This is a genomic window from Pseudomonas sp. ACM7, from assembly GCF_004136015.1.
GTDB classification, from domain to species: Bacteria; Pseudomonadota; Gammaproteobacteria; order Pseudomonadales; family Pseudomonadaceae; genus Aquipseudomonas; species Aquipseudomonas frigoris.
Genome location: NZ_CP024866.1, coordinates 6,187,491 through 6,202,398, shown reverse-complemented (window position 1 = coordinate 6,202,398; position 14,908 = coordinate 6,187,491). Strand labels below are relative to the sequence as shown.

General features: G+C 60.2%; 11 protein-coding genes. All 11 read left to right on the top strand.

Features of this window, described 5'->3' with window-relative positions; translation table 11 throughout:
* Positions 1–147: 147 nt before the first annotated feature.
* The 11 genes from CUN63_RS29575 (at position 148) to CUN63_RS29525 (ending at position 14,827) form a co-directional block, all read left to right on the top strand.
* Positions 148–1,452 carry a nitrate/nitrite transporter gene (locus CUN63_RS29575; protein WP_129444698.1) on the top strand — a complete coding sequence of 435 codons (1,305 nt, stop codon included), beginning with the start codon at positions 148–150 and terminating at the stop codon, positions 1,450–1,452.
* A complete protein-coding gene (locus CUN63_RS29570; protein ID WP_129444697.1) occupies positions 1,430–2,827 on the top strand; it encodes a NarK family nitrate/nitrite MFS transporter in 1,398 nt (465 codons plus the stop codon). The genes CUN63_RS29575 and CUN63_RS29570 overlap by 23 nt, the downstream gene beginning before the upstream one ends.
* 69 nt (positions 2,828–2,896) lie before the next feature.
* Positions 2,897–6,670 carry a nitrate reductase subunit alpha gene (locus CUN63_RS29565; protein WP_129444696.1) on the top strand — a complete coding sequence of 1,258 codons (3,774 nt, stop codon included), beginning with the start codon at positions 2,897–2,899 and terminating at the stop codon, positions 6,668–6,670.
* A gap of 1 nt (position 6,671) precedes the next feature.
* A complete protein-coding gene (gene narH / locus CUN63_RS29560; protein ID WP_033059086.1) occupies positions 6,672–8,210 on the top strand; it encodes a nitrate reductase subunit beta in 1,539 nt (512 codons plus the stop codon).
* 2 nt (positions 8,211–8,212) lie between these two features.
* Positions 8,213–8,968: a nitrate reductase molybdenum cofactor assembly chaperone gene (narJ, locus tag CUN63_RS29555; RefSeq protein WP_129444695.1), complete on the top strand. Its 756-nt coding sequence runs from the start codon at positions 8,213–8,215 to the stop codon at positions 8,966–8,968.
* Entirely contained in the window at positions 8,961–9,641 is a 681-nt protein-coding gene (gene narI / locus CUN63_RS29550; protein WP_129444694.1) for a respiratory nitrate reductase subunit gamma, read from the top strand. Before narJ ends, narI begins: the two co-directional genes overlap by 8 nt.
* Before the next feature lie 10 nt (positions 9,642–9,651).
* Positions 9,652–10,611, top strand: a complete 960-nt coding sequence (locus tag CUN63_RS29545) for a peptidylprolyl isomerase (RefSeq protein ID WP_129444693.1) — start codon at positions 9,652–9,654, stop codon at positions 10,609–10,611.
* A 24-nt stretch (positions 10,612–10,635) separates the two neighbouring features.
* The gene (gene moaA / locus CUN63_RS29540) at positions 10,636–11,628 is read left to right on the top strand and encodes a GTP 3',8-cyclase MoaA (protein WP_129444692.1); all 993 of its coding nucleotides are present in this window, start codon (positions 10,636–10,638) and stop codon (positions 11,626–11,628) included.
* Positions 11,629–11,919: 291 nt separating this feature from the next.
* Positions 11,920–13,935, top strand: coding sequence for a ribonucleoside triphosphate reductase (locus tag CUN63_RS29535; protein WP_129444691.1), 2,016 nt, complete (start codon positions 11,920–11,922; stop codon positions 13,933–13,935).
* Positions 13,936–13,967: 32 nt separating this feature from the next.
* Complete coding sequence (gene nrdD, locus CUN63_RS29530) at positions 13,968–14,135, top strand: anaerobic ribonucleoside-triphosphate reductase (RefSeq protein WP_017338867.1); 168 nt, start codon at positions 13,968–13,970, stop codon at positions 14,133–14,135.
* Entirely contained in the window at positions 14,132–14,827 is a 696-nt protein-coding gene (locus CUN63_RS29525; protein ID WP_129444690.1) for an anaerobic ribonucleoside-triphosphate reductase activating protein, read from the top strand. The genes nrdD and CUN63_RS29525 overlap by 4 nt, the downstream gene beginning before the upstream one ends.
* The last annotated feature ends 81 nt before the right edge of the window (positions 14,828–14,908 follow it).

Here is a 14,908-nt window from a genome sequence, read left to right as displayed (position 1 = left end):
GGTTTTAGGGTTTCCCTGTACTACCTCCTTAGAGGTAGACCGCACAAGCATAGGCCTATGCCCCCTAGGGCTTCGTTGACATGGATCAAGTTTTTGCGGGGTTGGCCTCTCTAGTCTGCCGCCACGGCTAACTGACTGGAGAGCATTGTGAACCCACCGCGTGTACGACAAGGCTTGGTGCTGGGCATGAGCACGCTGGCCTTCACCGTCTGTTTCATGGTCTGGATGATGTTTGCCGTGCTCGGGGTGCCGATCAAGGACCTGCTCCAGCTCAACGAAACCCAGTTCGGCCTGCTGGCCGCGACCCCGGTCCTGACCGGCTCGCTGGTGCGGTTGCCGCTGGGCCTGCTGACCGACCGCTTTGGCGGGCGCAGCGTGTTCTTCCTGCTGATGCTGGCCTGCGTGACGCCGCTGTACCTGATCAGTCATGCCACCGCTTACTGGCAGTTCCTGGTGCTGGGCTTGTTCGTCGGCCTGGCCGGCGGCTCGTTTTCGGTGGGGATTGCCTACGTCGCCAAATGGTTCGACAAGGAGAATCAGGGCTTTGCGATGGGCATCTTCGGCGCCGGTAACGCCGGGGCCGCGGTGACCAAGTTTCTCGCCCCGGCGCTGATCGCGGCCGGCAGCTGGCAGCTGGTGCCGAAAGTCTTCAGCGCGATCCTGTTTATTACTGCGTTGTTGTTCTGGTTCTTCAGCGCCGAAAACAAGGACCACCGCAGTGCCACCGGCGCCAGTTTGCGTGAGCAATTGAGCTCGCTGAAGGACCCGGCCGTGTGGCGCTACTGCCAGTACTACTCGATCGTCTTCGGTGGTTATGTCGCCCTCGCACTGTGGATGACCAAATACTACGTGCAGGAATACGGTTTCAGCCTGCAAAGCGCGGCGCTGCTGGCGGCCTGTTTTTCCCTGCCCGGTGGCGTGCTGCGTGCCGTCGGTGGCTGGATGTCGGATCGCTGGGGTGCGCAAAGCGTGACCTGGTGGGTGTTGTGGGTCAGCTGGATCTGCCTGTTCCTGCTCTCGTATCCGCAGACCCAACTGCAAGTGCAAACGATCAACGGCCCGGTGGACTTCCACATCGGCCTCAATCCCGCGCTGTTCACCGTGCTGCTGTTCGTCATGGGCATCGCCTTCGCGTTCGGCAAGGCCTCGGTCTTCAAGTACATCGCCAACGACTACCCGAAAAACATGGGCGCGGTGTCCGGCATCGTCGGCCTCGCCGGTGGCCTGGGCGGGTTCGTGCTGCCAATCCTGTTCGGCGCCCTGGTGGACCTCACCGGCGTGCGCTCTTCCTGCTTCATGTTGATGTACGGCGTGGTCTGGGTCTCCCTCACCTGGATGTACTTCAGCGAAATACGCAAAAGCGCGGTGCTGGGTAAAGCGCCGCTGCTGACCCCGTCCCCGATTTCCAGCATTGCCCTAGGAGAAGAACATGTCCGTTCTGCAAAAGCCTGACAAAGGCCCGGTCATTCATGACTGGCGCCCCGAGGACCCAGCATTCTGGGGACGTAGCGGCAAACAGACCGCCACGCGCAACTTGTGGATTTCCATTCCTGCGCTGCTGCTGGCCTTTGCGGTGTGGATGGTCTGGAGCACGGTGATCGTGCGTCTGAACGCCATCGGTTTCACCTTCACCACCGACCAGCTGTTCTGGCTGGCGGCGTTGCCGGGGCTGTCCGGGGCGACGTTGCGCGTCTTCTATTCCTTTATGGTGCCGATCTTCGGTGGCCGTCGCTGGACGGCCCTGAGCACCGCGTCCCTGTTGTTGCCCTCGATCTGGATGGGCTTCGCCGTGCAGGACCCGAGCACCTCCTACAGCGTGTTCGTGTTGATTGCCTTGCTCTGCGGTTTCGGCGGCGGCAACTTTGCCTCAAGCATGTCCAACATCAGCTTCTTCTATCCCAAGTCGCAGCAGGGCACAGCCCTTGGCCTCAACGCCGGGCTGGGTAACCTGGGCGTCTCGGTGATGCAGTTCTGTGTGCCGCTGGTGATTACTTTCGGCGTATTCGGCTTCATGGGCGGCTCGCCGCAAGCATTACCGGATGGCGGTCAGTTGTGGTTGCAGAACGCCGGCTTCATCTGGGTGCCGTTTATTGTCCTGGTGACGGTGCTGGCCTGGTTCGGCATGAATGACTTGTCCAGTGCTCGCGCTTCTTTCAGCGAGCAGGCCGTCATCTTCAAGCGCAAACACAACTGGCTGATGTGCTGGTTGTACCTGGCGACCTTCGGCTCGTTCATCGGTTTCTCCGCCGCGTTTCCGCTGCTGATCAAAACCTCGTTCCCTGACGTCATCGCTTTGAAATTCGCCTTCCTCGGCCCGTTGGTCGGTGCACTGGTACGCCCATTGGGCGGCTGGCTGGCGGACAAACTCGGCGGCGCGAAAGTGACCTTGTGGAACTTCGTGGCAATGATCGTGATGGTCTTCGGCGTCATGCGCTTCCTGCCGCAGAACGGTGAGCCCGGCAACTTCTACGGCTATCTCGGCATGTTCATGCTGCTGTTCATTACCACCGGCATCGGCAACGGCTCCACCTTCCGCATGATCCCGGTGATCTTCCGCACCCAGCATGAAAAAGCCTCGGCCGGCAAACCACCCGCCGTGCGCGAACAAGCGCTGAAGAATGCCGGCAAAGAGTCAGCCGCGGTCCTGGGCTTCAGTTCGGCCATGGGCGCCTTCGGTGCGTTCTTCATCCCCAAATCCTTCGGCACTTCGATGGCCCAGACCGGCGGCCCGGAGATGGCCTTCTACATGTTCGTCGGCTTTTACCTGAGCTGCATCGTGGTGACCTGGTGGTGGTACGCACGCAAAGGCGCCGCGACACCCTGCTAAAACGACCCGAATCCAACCATTGCGTGGGCGGGGCACAGAACCCCGCAGCAAGCCTGAGAGGACTACACCGTGAGTCATTTACTGGATCAACTGAAGTTTTTCAATCGCAAGCAAAACGAGTTTTCCGACGGTCATGGCGAGACCCGCAAAGAGTCTCGCGACTGGGAAAACGTCTACCGTTCACGCTGGCAGTACGACAAGATCGTGCGTTCCACCCATGGGGTGAACTGCACCGGCTCCTGTTCGTGGAAGATCTACGTCAAGAACGGCCTGATCACCTGGGAAACCCAGCAGACCGACTACCCGCGTACCCGTAACGATCTGCCGAACCATGAGCCCCGTGGCTGCCCGCGTGGTGCCAGTTACAGCTGGTACATCTACAGCGCCAACCGGCTCAAGTACCCGAAAATCCGCAAGCCGTTGCTCAAGCTCTGGCGCGATGCGCGGCAGACCATGGCGCCGGTGGAAGCCTGGGCCAGCATCGTCGAGGACAAGGTCAAGGCCGACTCCTATAAAAGCAAGCGCGGCATGGGTGGCTTCATTCGCTCCAACTGGGAGGAAGTCAACGAGATCATCGCTGCCGCAAACGTCTATACGATCAAGCAGTACGGCCCTGACCGGATCGTTGGCTTCTCGCCGATCCCGGCCATGTCGATGGTCAGCTATGCCGCAGGCTCGCGTTACCTGTCGCTGATCGGTGGCGCCTGCCTGAGTTTCTATGACTGGTACTGCGACTTGCCACCGGCCTCGCCGATGGTCTGGGGCGAGCAGACCGACGTGCCGGAATCGGCCGACTGGTACAACTCCAACTACATCATCGCCTGGGGCTCCAACGTCCCGCAGACCCGTACCCCCGACGCGCACTTCTTTACCGAAGTCCGTTACAAGGGCACCAAGACGGTCGCGATCACCCCGGACTACTCGGAAGTCGCCAAGCTCACCGACCTGTGGCTGAACCCTAAACAAGGCACCGATGCGGCGCTGGCCCAGGCGTTCAACCATGTGATCTTCAAAGAATTCCACCTGGACAAACCGAGCGCTTATTTCACCGACTACGCCAAACGCTTCACCGATTTGCCGGTGCTGGTGCTGCTCAAACAAATGGTCGACAAGGCACCGGGCGCCGGTTATCAGCCGGACCGCTTCTTGCGCGCCAGTGACCTGACCGACAACCTCGGTCAGGAAAACAACCCGGAATGGAAAACCATCGCCCTGGATGTCAGCGGCGAACTGGTGTCCCCTCAGGGCTCCATCGGTTATCGCTGGGGCGAGAAGGGCAAGTGGAACATCCTTCCCCGTGAAGGCGGCGAAGGCCGTGAGATCGATCTGAAGCTGAGCCTGATCGGCGATGACGTCGCCGAAGTGGCGTTCCCGTATTTTGCCGGCGAGTCCCACGAGCACTTCCAGCACGTGGCCGGCGATGCCGTGCAATACCGCCGCGTACCGGTGCATAACGTGGTGCTGGCGGACGGCAGCGTGGCCAAAGTCGCCACCGTGTTCGACCTGTCGGCTGCCAACCTGGCCATCGATCGCGGCCTCGGTGGCGAAAACGTCGCCAAGGATTACGACGACGCCTCGGTGCCTGGCACTCCAGCCTGGCAGGAGCAGATCACCGGCGTGAGCCGTGAGAAAGCCATCCAGATTGCCCGTGAGTTCGCCGACAACGCCGACAAGACCAAGGGTCGCTCGATGATCATCGTCGGCGCGGCGATGAACCACTGGTACCACATGGACATGAACTACCGCGGGCTGATCAACATGCTCATGCTCTGCGGGTGTGTCGGTCAGACCGGTGGCGGTTGGGCGCATTACGTCGGTCAGGAAAAACTCCGTCCGCAATGCGGCTGGCTGCCCCTGGCGTTCGGCCTGGACTGGAACCGTCCGCCCCGCCAAATGAACGGCACCAGCTTCTTCTACGCCCACAGTTCGCAGTGGCGTCACGAGAAAATGAGCATGCACGACGTGCTCTCGCCGCTGGCGGATAAATCAAAATTCCCTGAGCATGCCCTGGACTACAACATCCGCGCCGAACGTGCCGGCTGGCTGCCCAGCGCACCGCAACTCAACACTAACCCTTTGCACATTTGCCGCGACGCGGCTGCGGCCGGCATGGACCCGAAAGACTACGTGGTCAAGTCGTTGCAGGACGGTTCGCTGCGTTTTTCCTGCGAACAGCCGGACAGCCCGGTCAACTTCCCGCGCAACATGTTCATCTGGCGTTCCAACCTGCTGGGCTCCTCGGGCAAGGGCCACGAGTACATGCTCAAGTACCTGCTCGGCACCAAAAACGGGGTAATGAACGAAGACATCGGCCAGGTCGGTGACTGCAAACCCGAAGAAGCCGAATGGGTCGACGAGGGCGCCATCGGCAAGCTCGATCTGGTCACCACACTGGACTTCCGCATGTCGTCGACCTGCGTCTATTCCGACATCGTCTTGCCGACGGCAACCTGGTACGAAAAAGACGACATGAACACCTCGGACATGCACCCGTTCATTCACCCGTTGTCGGCCGCCATCGACCCGGCGTGGGAATCGCGTTCCGACTGGGAAATCTACAAAGGCATCGCCAAGGCGTTCTCCAGCATGTCCGAAGGGCACCTGGGCGTTGAAAAGGACCTGGTGACCATCCCATTGATGCACGACAGCGTCGGCGAATTGGCCCAACCGTTTGGCGGCACCGACTGGAAAAGCGCGGGCGTGGCACCGGAGCCGGGCAAGAACGCGCCGAACCTGCATGTGGTCGAGCGTGACTACCCGAACATCTACAAACAGTTCTCGTCCCTCGGGCCATTGCTGGAGAAAAACGGCAACGGTGGCAAAGGCATCAACTGGAATACCGAAGACGAAGTGAAATTCCTCGGTGAACTCAATCACAAAGAAGGCGATGCCGGTATCAGTCATGGCCGTCCGAAAATCGACACGGCGATCGATGCTGCTGAAGTGATTCTGTCCCTCGCGCCGGAAACCAACGGCCAGGTCGCCGTCAAAGCCTGGGCCGCGCTGTCGGAATTCACCGGCATCGACCACAGCCACCTGGCGCTGTCCAAGGCCCACGAAGCGATACGTTTCCGCGACATTCAGGCGCAGCCGCGCAAGATCATTTCCAGCCCGACCTGGTCGGGCCTCGAAGACGATCACGTCAGCTACAACGCCGGCTACACCAACGTTCACGAAGGGATTCCATGGCGCACCATCACCGGTCGCCAGCAGTTCTATCAGGATCACCCGTGGATGCAGGCGTTCGGCGAGCAGTTGATGAGTTATCGGCCGCCGGTCAACACCCGCACCATCGAAGGGGTGAAAGGCAAGCGCAGCAACGGCCACAAGGAAATCGTCCTGAACTGGATCACCCCGCACCAGAAATGGGGCATCCACAGCACCTACAGCGACAACCTGCTGATGCTCACCCTCAGCCGTGGCGGGCCGATTGTCTGGCTCTCGGAGAACGACGCGAAACGCGCCGGTATCGAGGACAACGACTGGATCGAGTGCTTCAACATCAATGGTGCACTGACCGCCCGTGCGGTGGTCAGCCAACGGGTCAAGGACGGCATGGTGATGATGTACCACGCCCAGGAACGGATCGTGAACGTGCCCGGTTCGGAAACCACCAAGACCCGTGGCGGTCACCACAACTCGGTCACCCGCGTCGTGCTTAAACCGACCCACATGATCGGCGGCTATGCCCAGCAGGCCTACGGTTTCAACTATTACGGCACCGTCGGTTGCAACCGTGACGAATTCGTCGTGGTGCGCAAAATGTCCAAAGTCGACTGGCTCGATGGCTCAAGTGGCGATGACCTGCCGCGTCCACTGCCGACCGATATTGAGGAGAACTGAGATGAAGATTCGCTCACAAATCGGCATGGTTCTGAACCTGGACAAATGCATCGGTTGCCACACCTGTTCGATCACCTGCAAAAACGTCTGGACCAGCCGTGAAGGCATGGAATACGCCTGGTTCAACAACGTCGAATCGAAACCCGGGATCGGCTACCCGAAAGAATGGGAAAACCAGGACAAGTGGAAGGGCGGCTGGATCCGCAATGCCAACGGCACGATCAACCCGCGCATCGGCGGTAAATTCCGCGTGTTGGCGAACATTTTCGCCAACCCGGATCTGCCGAGCCTCGACGACTACTACGAACCGTTCGACTTCGATTACCAGCACCTGCACACCGCGCCGCTGGGCGAGCACCAGCCCACTGCGCGCCCGCGTTCGCTGATCTCCGGTAAGCGCATGGAGAAAATCGAGTGGGGCCCGAACTGGGAGGAAATCCTCGGCACCGAATTCGCCAAACGTCGCAAGGACAAGAACTTCGACAAGATCCAGGCGGACATCTACGGCGAGTACGAAAACACTTTCATGATGTATTTGCCGCGCCTCTGCGAGCACTGCCTCAACCCGACGTGCGCCGCGGCTTGCCCGAGCGGGGCGATCTACAAGCGTGAAGAAGACGGCATCGTCCTGATCGACCAGGAGAAATGCCGTGGCTGGCGGATGTGCATCAGCGGCTGCCCGTACAAGAAGATCTATTTCAACTGGAAAAGCGGCAAGTCTGAGAAATGCATCTTCTGCTACCCGCGTATCGAAGCCGGGATGCCGACCGTTTGCGCGGAAACCTGCGTCGGGCGCATTCGCTACCTCGGTGTGTTGCTGTATGACGCCGACCGCATCAGCGAAGTGGCGAGCACCGCCAATGAGCAGGATCTGTATGAGAAACAACTGGAGATCTTCCTCGATCCAAATGACCCGGCAGTGATTCGTCAGGCTCTGGCCGATGGTGTACCGCAGTCGGTGATCGATTCCGCGCAACGTTCGCCGGTCTACAAAATGGCCGTGGACTGGAAACTTGCACTGCCGCTGCACCCGGAATACCGCACCTTGCCGATGGTTTGGTACGTACCGCCGCTGTCGCCGATCCAGAACGCTGCCACTGCCGGCACCGTCGGTATGAACGGGGTGATCCCGGACGTCGACAGCCTGCGTATTCCACTGAAGTACCTGGCCAACCTGCTGACGGCGGGCGATGAAAAACCGGTCAAGCGTGCGCTTAAACGCTTGCTGGCGATGCGCGCCTACAAACGTTCCGAGCAAGTCGATGGTGTTCAGGATCTGCAAGTGCTGAAGGATGTCGGTTTGAGCGTGGCCCAGGTCGAGGAGATGTATCGCTACCTGGCAATTGCCAACTATGAAGACCGCTTTGTGGTACCGAGCGCGCACCGTGAAGACGCCATGAGCGACGCTTTTGCCGAGCGCTCCGGGTGTGGCTTCAGTTTCGGCAGCGGCTGTAGCGGCAGTTCCGACACCAACATGTTCGGGGCCAAGAAGGCCAACCGCCGCGACATTCTGAAAACCGTCCAGTTGTGGGAGGAATGAGCATGCAAATTCTCAAAGTGATTTCGCTGCTGCTCGATTACCCGACCGAAACACTGATGGGCGGTCGCGACGAACTGGAGCAAGCGATCATCCAGTCACGGGAAATCAGCCCGACGCAGCGCGGTGCGTTGTTCGAATTGCTCGAGCTGATCTGCGCCAATGACCTGATGGACGGGCAGGAGCACTACGGTGCGCTGTTCGGTCGGGGGCGCTCGCTGTCGCTGCTGTTGTTCGAGCATGTGCACGGTGAATCCCGCGACCGTGGCCAGGCGATGGTCGACATGATGGCGCAATACGAAGAAGCCGGTTTTGCCATCGGCGTCAAAGAGTTGCCCGATTACATCCCGCTGTACCTGGAGTTCCTCTCCACCCGCGAAGACATTGAGGCCCGTGAGGGCCTGGCGGATGTTTCGCACTTGCTGGCCTTGCTCGCGGCACGTCTGGAAGAGCGCGAAAGCGCCTATGCCAGTTGCTTCCGGGCGCTGCTGCAAATTGCCGGGGCCGAGCCGCATCAGGCGGTCGCCGACCTGCGGGCACAGGTCGCGTCGGAACCTCGCGACGACTCCCTCGAAGCCCTCGACAAGATCTGGGAAGAGGAGGCCGTGGACTTTCTCCAGACTGAGCAGCAAGACCGTTGCAGTTCGCTGCCAAGCGCACCGGGCAAGGCCCGTGAGGAAAGCGCGGTGCCGTTGCACTGGGTGGATTTTCAGCATGAAGGGCTGGCCGCTGTGCCAGCCAAGGAGGTAGGCAATGTCTAAATGGAATCTGTTGGTGTTCGGGGTCTATCCCTACGTCGCCCTAGCGATTTGCCTGATTGGCAGCTGGGCGCGCTTCGATCTGTCGCAGTACACCTGGAAGGCGGGCTCCAGCCAGATGCTCAATCAGCGCGGCATGCGCGTGGCGAGCAACTTCTTCCACATCGGTGTGCTGTTCGTACTGGCCGGGCACTTCGTCGGCCTGCTGACCCCAGCGTCGATTTACCACCACGTGATCAGCACTGAGAACAAGCAGTTGCTGGCAATGGTTTCGGGCGGGTTCTTCGGCCTGCTGTGCCTGATCGGCCTGCTGATGCTGGTTAACCGGCGGCTCAGCGACCCTCGGGTTCGCGCGACTTCCAGCCCTTCGGACATCCTGATTCTGCTGGTGCTGCTCGCGCAATTGCTGCTCGGTCTGCTGACCATCGTCGCGTCCACCGGGCACATGGACGGCTCGGTAATGGTGATGCTCGCCGATTGGGCGCAGAACACCGTGCTGTTGCGTCCGGTAGAAGCAGCGGCGGCCATCGCGCCGGTCGGGCTGATCTACAAGTTGCATGTGTTTCTCGGTTTGACCCTGTTTGTCCTGTTCCCCTTCACCCGTCTCGTACACATGATCAGCGCACCGATCTGGTACCTGGGGCGTCGTTATCAAATCGTTCGTCAGAAGTACTGAGGAGACAATCATGTCAGGTGGATGTGGATGTGGTGGCGGTAACGGGGGCAGCGGTGGCTGCGGTTCTTCAAAAAAAGCCGAGGACGTTCTCGACATCGCGCCGGTCGCACAGGCGCAGTTTGAAGCACTGCCGGTTGAGCCCGCAGCGGCCGATGATGCCCCGGCGCAGTTGATCGCCAGCAGTGAACAGGAGTGGCCGATCATCAACGTCAACGAGGTGTCGATCACCTCGGAAGCGATGGCCCAGGAGCTGCAATATCACCCGGCCGAAAGCCGTGAGGAGGCGGTCTACCTGGCCGCCCGGGCGCTGGTGATCCGTGAGTTGTTGCAGCAGCGCATCACCGAGCTTGGTGTGTCGTTGGAGATCGGCGCCGGTGAGAACGAAGAAGAAGCGGCCACGCGCTTGCTGCTCGAACGTGAGGTGAAAGTGCCGCAGTGCGACGAGGAGTCCAGTCTTCGCTACTACGAAAACAATCGCGGACGCTTCCACAGCGCGCCGTTGCTGGCGGTGAGGCACATCCTGCTCGAATGTGCGCCGGACGATGTCGAGGCCCGCGAGCTGGCGCATGGTCAGGCGGAAGTCCTGCTGCAGCAACTGGATGAGTTTCCCGGCAGTTTCGCCGAGCTGGCCGTGAAATATTCGGCCTGCCCGTCGAAGGCTCAGGGTGGTTCTCTGGGACAGATCAGCAAGGGCCAGACCGTGCCCGAACTGGAGCGTCAGCTGTTCACCCTGGCTCCGGGCCTTGCCAGCAAACCGCTGGAAAGTCGCTACGGCTGGCATGTGGTCAGTGTCGATCAGCGGATCGAAGGCATGCCGTTGCCCTACGAAGTGGTGTCGACGGCGATCCGCACGCAGTTGCAGCAAGGCGTCTGGCAGAAAGCGCTGGTGCAATACCTGCAAACCCTGATCGGTGCAGCCGATATTCGTGGCATCCACTTGCAGGGCGCCGACTCACCGCTGGTGCAGTGAGCATTGGGCAAACCGGGAGAAGTGATGAACGCTGTGATGCAGGATGGTTTTGGGCGGCAGATCGATTATCTGCGTATGTCGGTGACGGACCGCTGTGATTTTCGCTGTGTGTATTGCATGGCGAAAAACATGACGTTCCTGCCGCGTCAGCAGGTGCTCACGCTGGAGGAATTGCAGCGTTTGGCGACGCTGTTCGTCGGCCTGGGTGTACGCAAAATCCGTCTGACCGGCGGCGAGCCGCTGATCCGCCCCGGCATTGTAGGACTGTGCCGCAACATCGCCGCCTTGCCCGGTTTGCGCGAACTGGTGATGACCAGCAACGGCTCGCAGCTGGGCCGTCTGGCCCGGCCATTGGTCGACGCCGGGGTCAAGCGGATGAACATCAGCCTCGATAGCCTGGACGGGCAGAAGTTTCGGGCGATCACCCGTAACGGCGACCTCGATCAGGTGTTCAACGGCATTGAAGCGGCGCGGGACGCGGGGTTCGAGCGGATCAAGCTCAACTGTGTGGTGATGAAGGGACGCAACTTCGATGAAGTCCCGGCGCTGGTGCAATACGCCATCGACCAGCGCATCGACATCAGTTTCATCGAAGAAATGCCCTTGGGCGACGTCGGTCGTTCCCGGGGCGAATCGTTCTGTTCCAGCGACGAAGTGCGCACGCTGATCGCCAGCCAGCATCGGTTGCTCGACAGCACCGAGAACAGCGGCGGACCGGCGCGCTATGTGCGTCTGGAACGCCATCCTGAGACACGCATTGGTTTCATTTCGCCCAATAGCCATAACTTTTGTGGCAGCTGTAATCGGGTGCGGATGACTGTTGAAGGGAAGTTGTTGCTGTGTCTGGGCCAGGACGATGCCCTGGATTTGCGTGGATTGCTGCGGCGTTATCCGTTGGATGATCAACCGGTGATCAATGCGGTGCAGAAGGCCTTGCGCGGTAAGCCGTTACGCCACGATTTCAGCCCCGACGGGGAGGTACAGATTGTGCGGTTCATGAACATGAGTGGTGGTTGAACTGTCCTTCACGGTTCATAAGAACACAAATGATCAAATGTGGGAGCGGGCTTGCTCGCGAAAGCGGTCTATCAGTCAACAATGATGTTGAATGTGATGGCCTCTTCGCGAGCAAGCCCGCTCCCACATTAGATCCTCACTTGCCACAGGATCTCTGCCGCCTTAGGGCGGTTTTTTTTCACCGACAAATCTTGATATCGATCAATTGCAGATCAGCACTTTGTCCGTAGCCTTCACTGCATGTTGTGGTTTTAAGTTTGATTAAGTCTATATGTAGTGTCTGGAGGCCAAATGCAGAGCACGCTGATCGCAGTAGGATGTAACCGCTTGCACAAACGCGATGGCAGTCAGGTCGCCTTCGATGCCGACAAAATCCGTCAGGCATTGATCGCCGCCGGCAAGGCGACGGGGGAGTACGGCGAGGTTGAGGTTGAAGGCTTGCTTCAGGCGGTATTGGCCAGGCTCGAAGGGTTGCCGAGGCTGCACGTCGAGCAAATCCAGGACCGTGTTGAACGGGTGTTGATGGACGCGGGTTTTTTCCTCGCCATGCGGGCCTACATCGTCTACCGCGAGCAGCACGGGCGCTTGCGCCGCGACCGTCGGACCATGGTCGAAGTGGCGACCTCGATGAACGAATACCTGGACCGTGAAGACTGGCGGGTCCAGGCCAACGCCAATCAGGGGTATTCCCTGGGCGGTCTGGTGTTGAACGTGTCGGGCAAGGTCACCGCCAACTACTGGCTGGACGAGGTGTACAGCGAGGCCATCGGCCAGGGTCACCGCGAGGCGGATTTGCATGTGCATGACCTGGACATTCTCGCCGGTTACTGCGCGGGCTGGTCGCTGCGCACCCTGTTGCACGAAGGGCTCAACGGTGTGCCGGGGCGTGTCGAAGCCGGTCCGCCGAAGCACTTGAGCAGTGCCCTGGGGCAGATGGTGAATTTCCTCGGCACCCTGCAAAACGAATGGGCCGGCGCCCAGGCGTTCAGCTCGTTCGACACCTACCTGGCGCCCTATGTGCGCAAGGACCAGCTGAGTTTTCAAGAGGTGCGCCAGGCGATCCAGGAGTTCATCTACAACCTCAACGTCCCCTCGCGCTGGGGCACTCAGACGCCTTTCACCAACCTAACCTTCGACTGGGTGTGCCCGCAGGATTTGCGTGAGCAGATACCCGTCATCGGCGGTGAGGAAATGCCGTTTGCCTATGGCGACCTGCAAGTCGAAATGGAGCTGCTCAACCGCGCCTATATCGAGGTGATGCAGGCCGGCGATGCGAAAGGGCGGGTGTTCACCTTTCCGATCCCGACCTACAACATCACCCACGACTTTCCGTGGGACAGTGAAAACGCCGACCGCCTGTTCGAGATGACTGCGCGTTACGGCCTGCCGTATTTCCAGAACTTCCTCAATTCGGACTTGCAACCCAATCAGGTGCGCTCGATGTGCTGCCGCTTGCAGCTGGATGTTCGCGAGTTGCTCAAGCGTGGCGGCGGCTTGTTCGGCTCGGCGGAGCAGACCGGATCGCTCGGCGTCGTCACCATCAACTGCGCGCGGCTCGGCTATGTGTTCAAGGGTGATACCAGCGGTTTGCTGCAGCGTCTGGACACGCTGATGGAGCTGGCGATGGAAAGCCTGGAGGTCAAGCGCAAGGTGATTCAGCATCACATGGATGCCGGTTTGTACCCGTACACCAAGCGATACCTGGGCACCTTGCGTAACCACTTCTCGACCATCGGCCTCAACGGTATGCATGAAATGCTGCGCAATTTCACCGGCGACGAGGAGGGCATGCACACCGAGCACGGCCGGCAGTTTGCCCTGAAGATGCTCGATCATGTGCGTGCCACGTTGCTGCGTTTCCAGGAAGAAACCGGCCACATGTACAACCTGGAAGCGACGCCGGCCGAGGGCACGACCTACCGCTTCGCCAAGGAAGACCTCAAGCGCTACCCCGACATTCTCCAAGCCGGCAGCGCGCAAGCGCCGTATTACACCAACTCCTCGCAACTGCCCGTGGGCTACACCGAAGACCCCTTCGAGGCGCTGGAACTTCAAGACGAGCTGCAATGCAAATACACCGGCGGCACGGTCTTGCACCTGTACATGGCCGAGCGGATTTCTTCGACCGAGGCCTGCAAGCAACTGGTGCGCAAAGCCCTTGGGCGCTTCCGCCTGCCGTACCTGACCGTGACCCCGACGTTTTCCATCTGCCCGGTGCACGGCTACCTCGATGGCGAGCATGAGTTCTGCCCCAAGTGCGACGAAGCACTGCTGCTGCAAGAACAGAAGCTCGGCACCGTTCATTGAATTCGATCCACTCTACTGCAAGGAGCTTCACCATGACTGCATCGCAAACATTGCCCCAGGCTCAACGTCAACGCTGCGAAGTCTGGACCCGGGTAATGGGCTATCACCGCCCTGTGTCGGCGTTCAATCCGGGTAAACAGTCGGAGCATCGCGAGCGGGTGCACTTCACTGAAAGCGCGGCGCTGGCCGGGCGCCAATGAGTCGAACGCTTCGGGTCGGGGGCATGGTGCCCCTGACCACTATCGACTATCCGGGACAGCTCGCCTGCGTGCTGTTTTGCCAGGGTTGCGCCTGGCGTTGTCGTTACTGCCATAACCCGCAGTTGATCCCGCCTCGTGGCACAGACGAAGTGGATTGGCGGCGGGTGTTGGCGTTTCTGCAACGGCGTCAGGACCTGCTCGATGCGGTGGTGTTCAGTGGCGGAGAGCCCACCTTGCAGGATGGTTTGCTCGGCGCCATGGATGAGGTGCGGGCGATGGGATTTCGCGTCGGCTTGCACAGCGCGGGCATCAAACCCGCAGCGTTCGCCAAGGCACTGACCGGGGCCGATTGGGTCGGTTTCGATGTCAAGGCGTTGCCCGAGGATTGCCAGGCGATCACCCGGGTCGAGGGCAGCGGAACCGCCAACTGGCGCAGCCTTGAGCATCTGCTGGCCAGCGGTGTCGACTACGAATGTCGCACCACGGTGCATTGGCATCTGTTCGAACCGGCGCGTCTGCTGATCCTCGCCAAACGCTTGAGTGAACTCGGCGTCAAACGCTTCGCCGTGCAGTTGGTCCGCACCGAGCGGATGTTCGATCCGCTGCTGCCGAGTGTTTCGGCACAAGCCTTGCTGCCTGAGCTGTGGGAGGCCATGCGCGAGTTGTTTCCAGCCTTCGTGTTACGGGGGTAACCGAGGCTGAGGTTTAACGTTTAGCGGTGAGATCCACCATTAGGTTTTCAAATGCGCTGCCAATCGGCAGGTATCAAACGG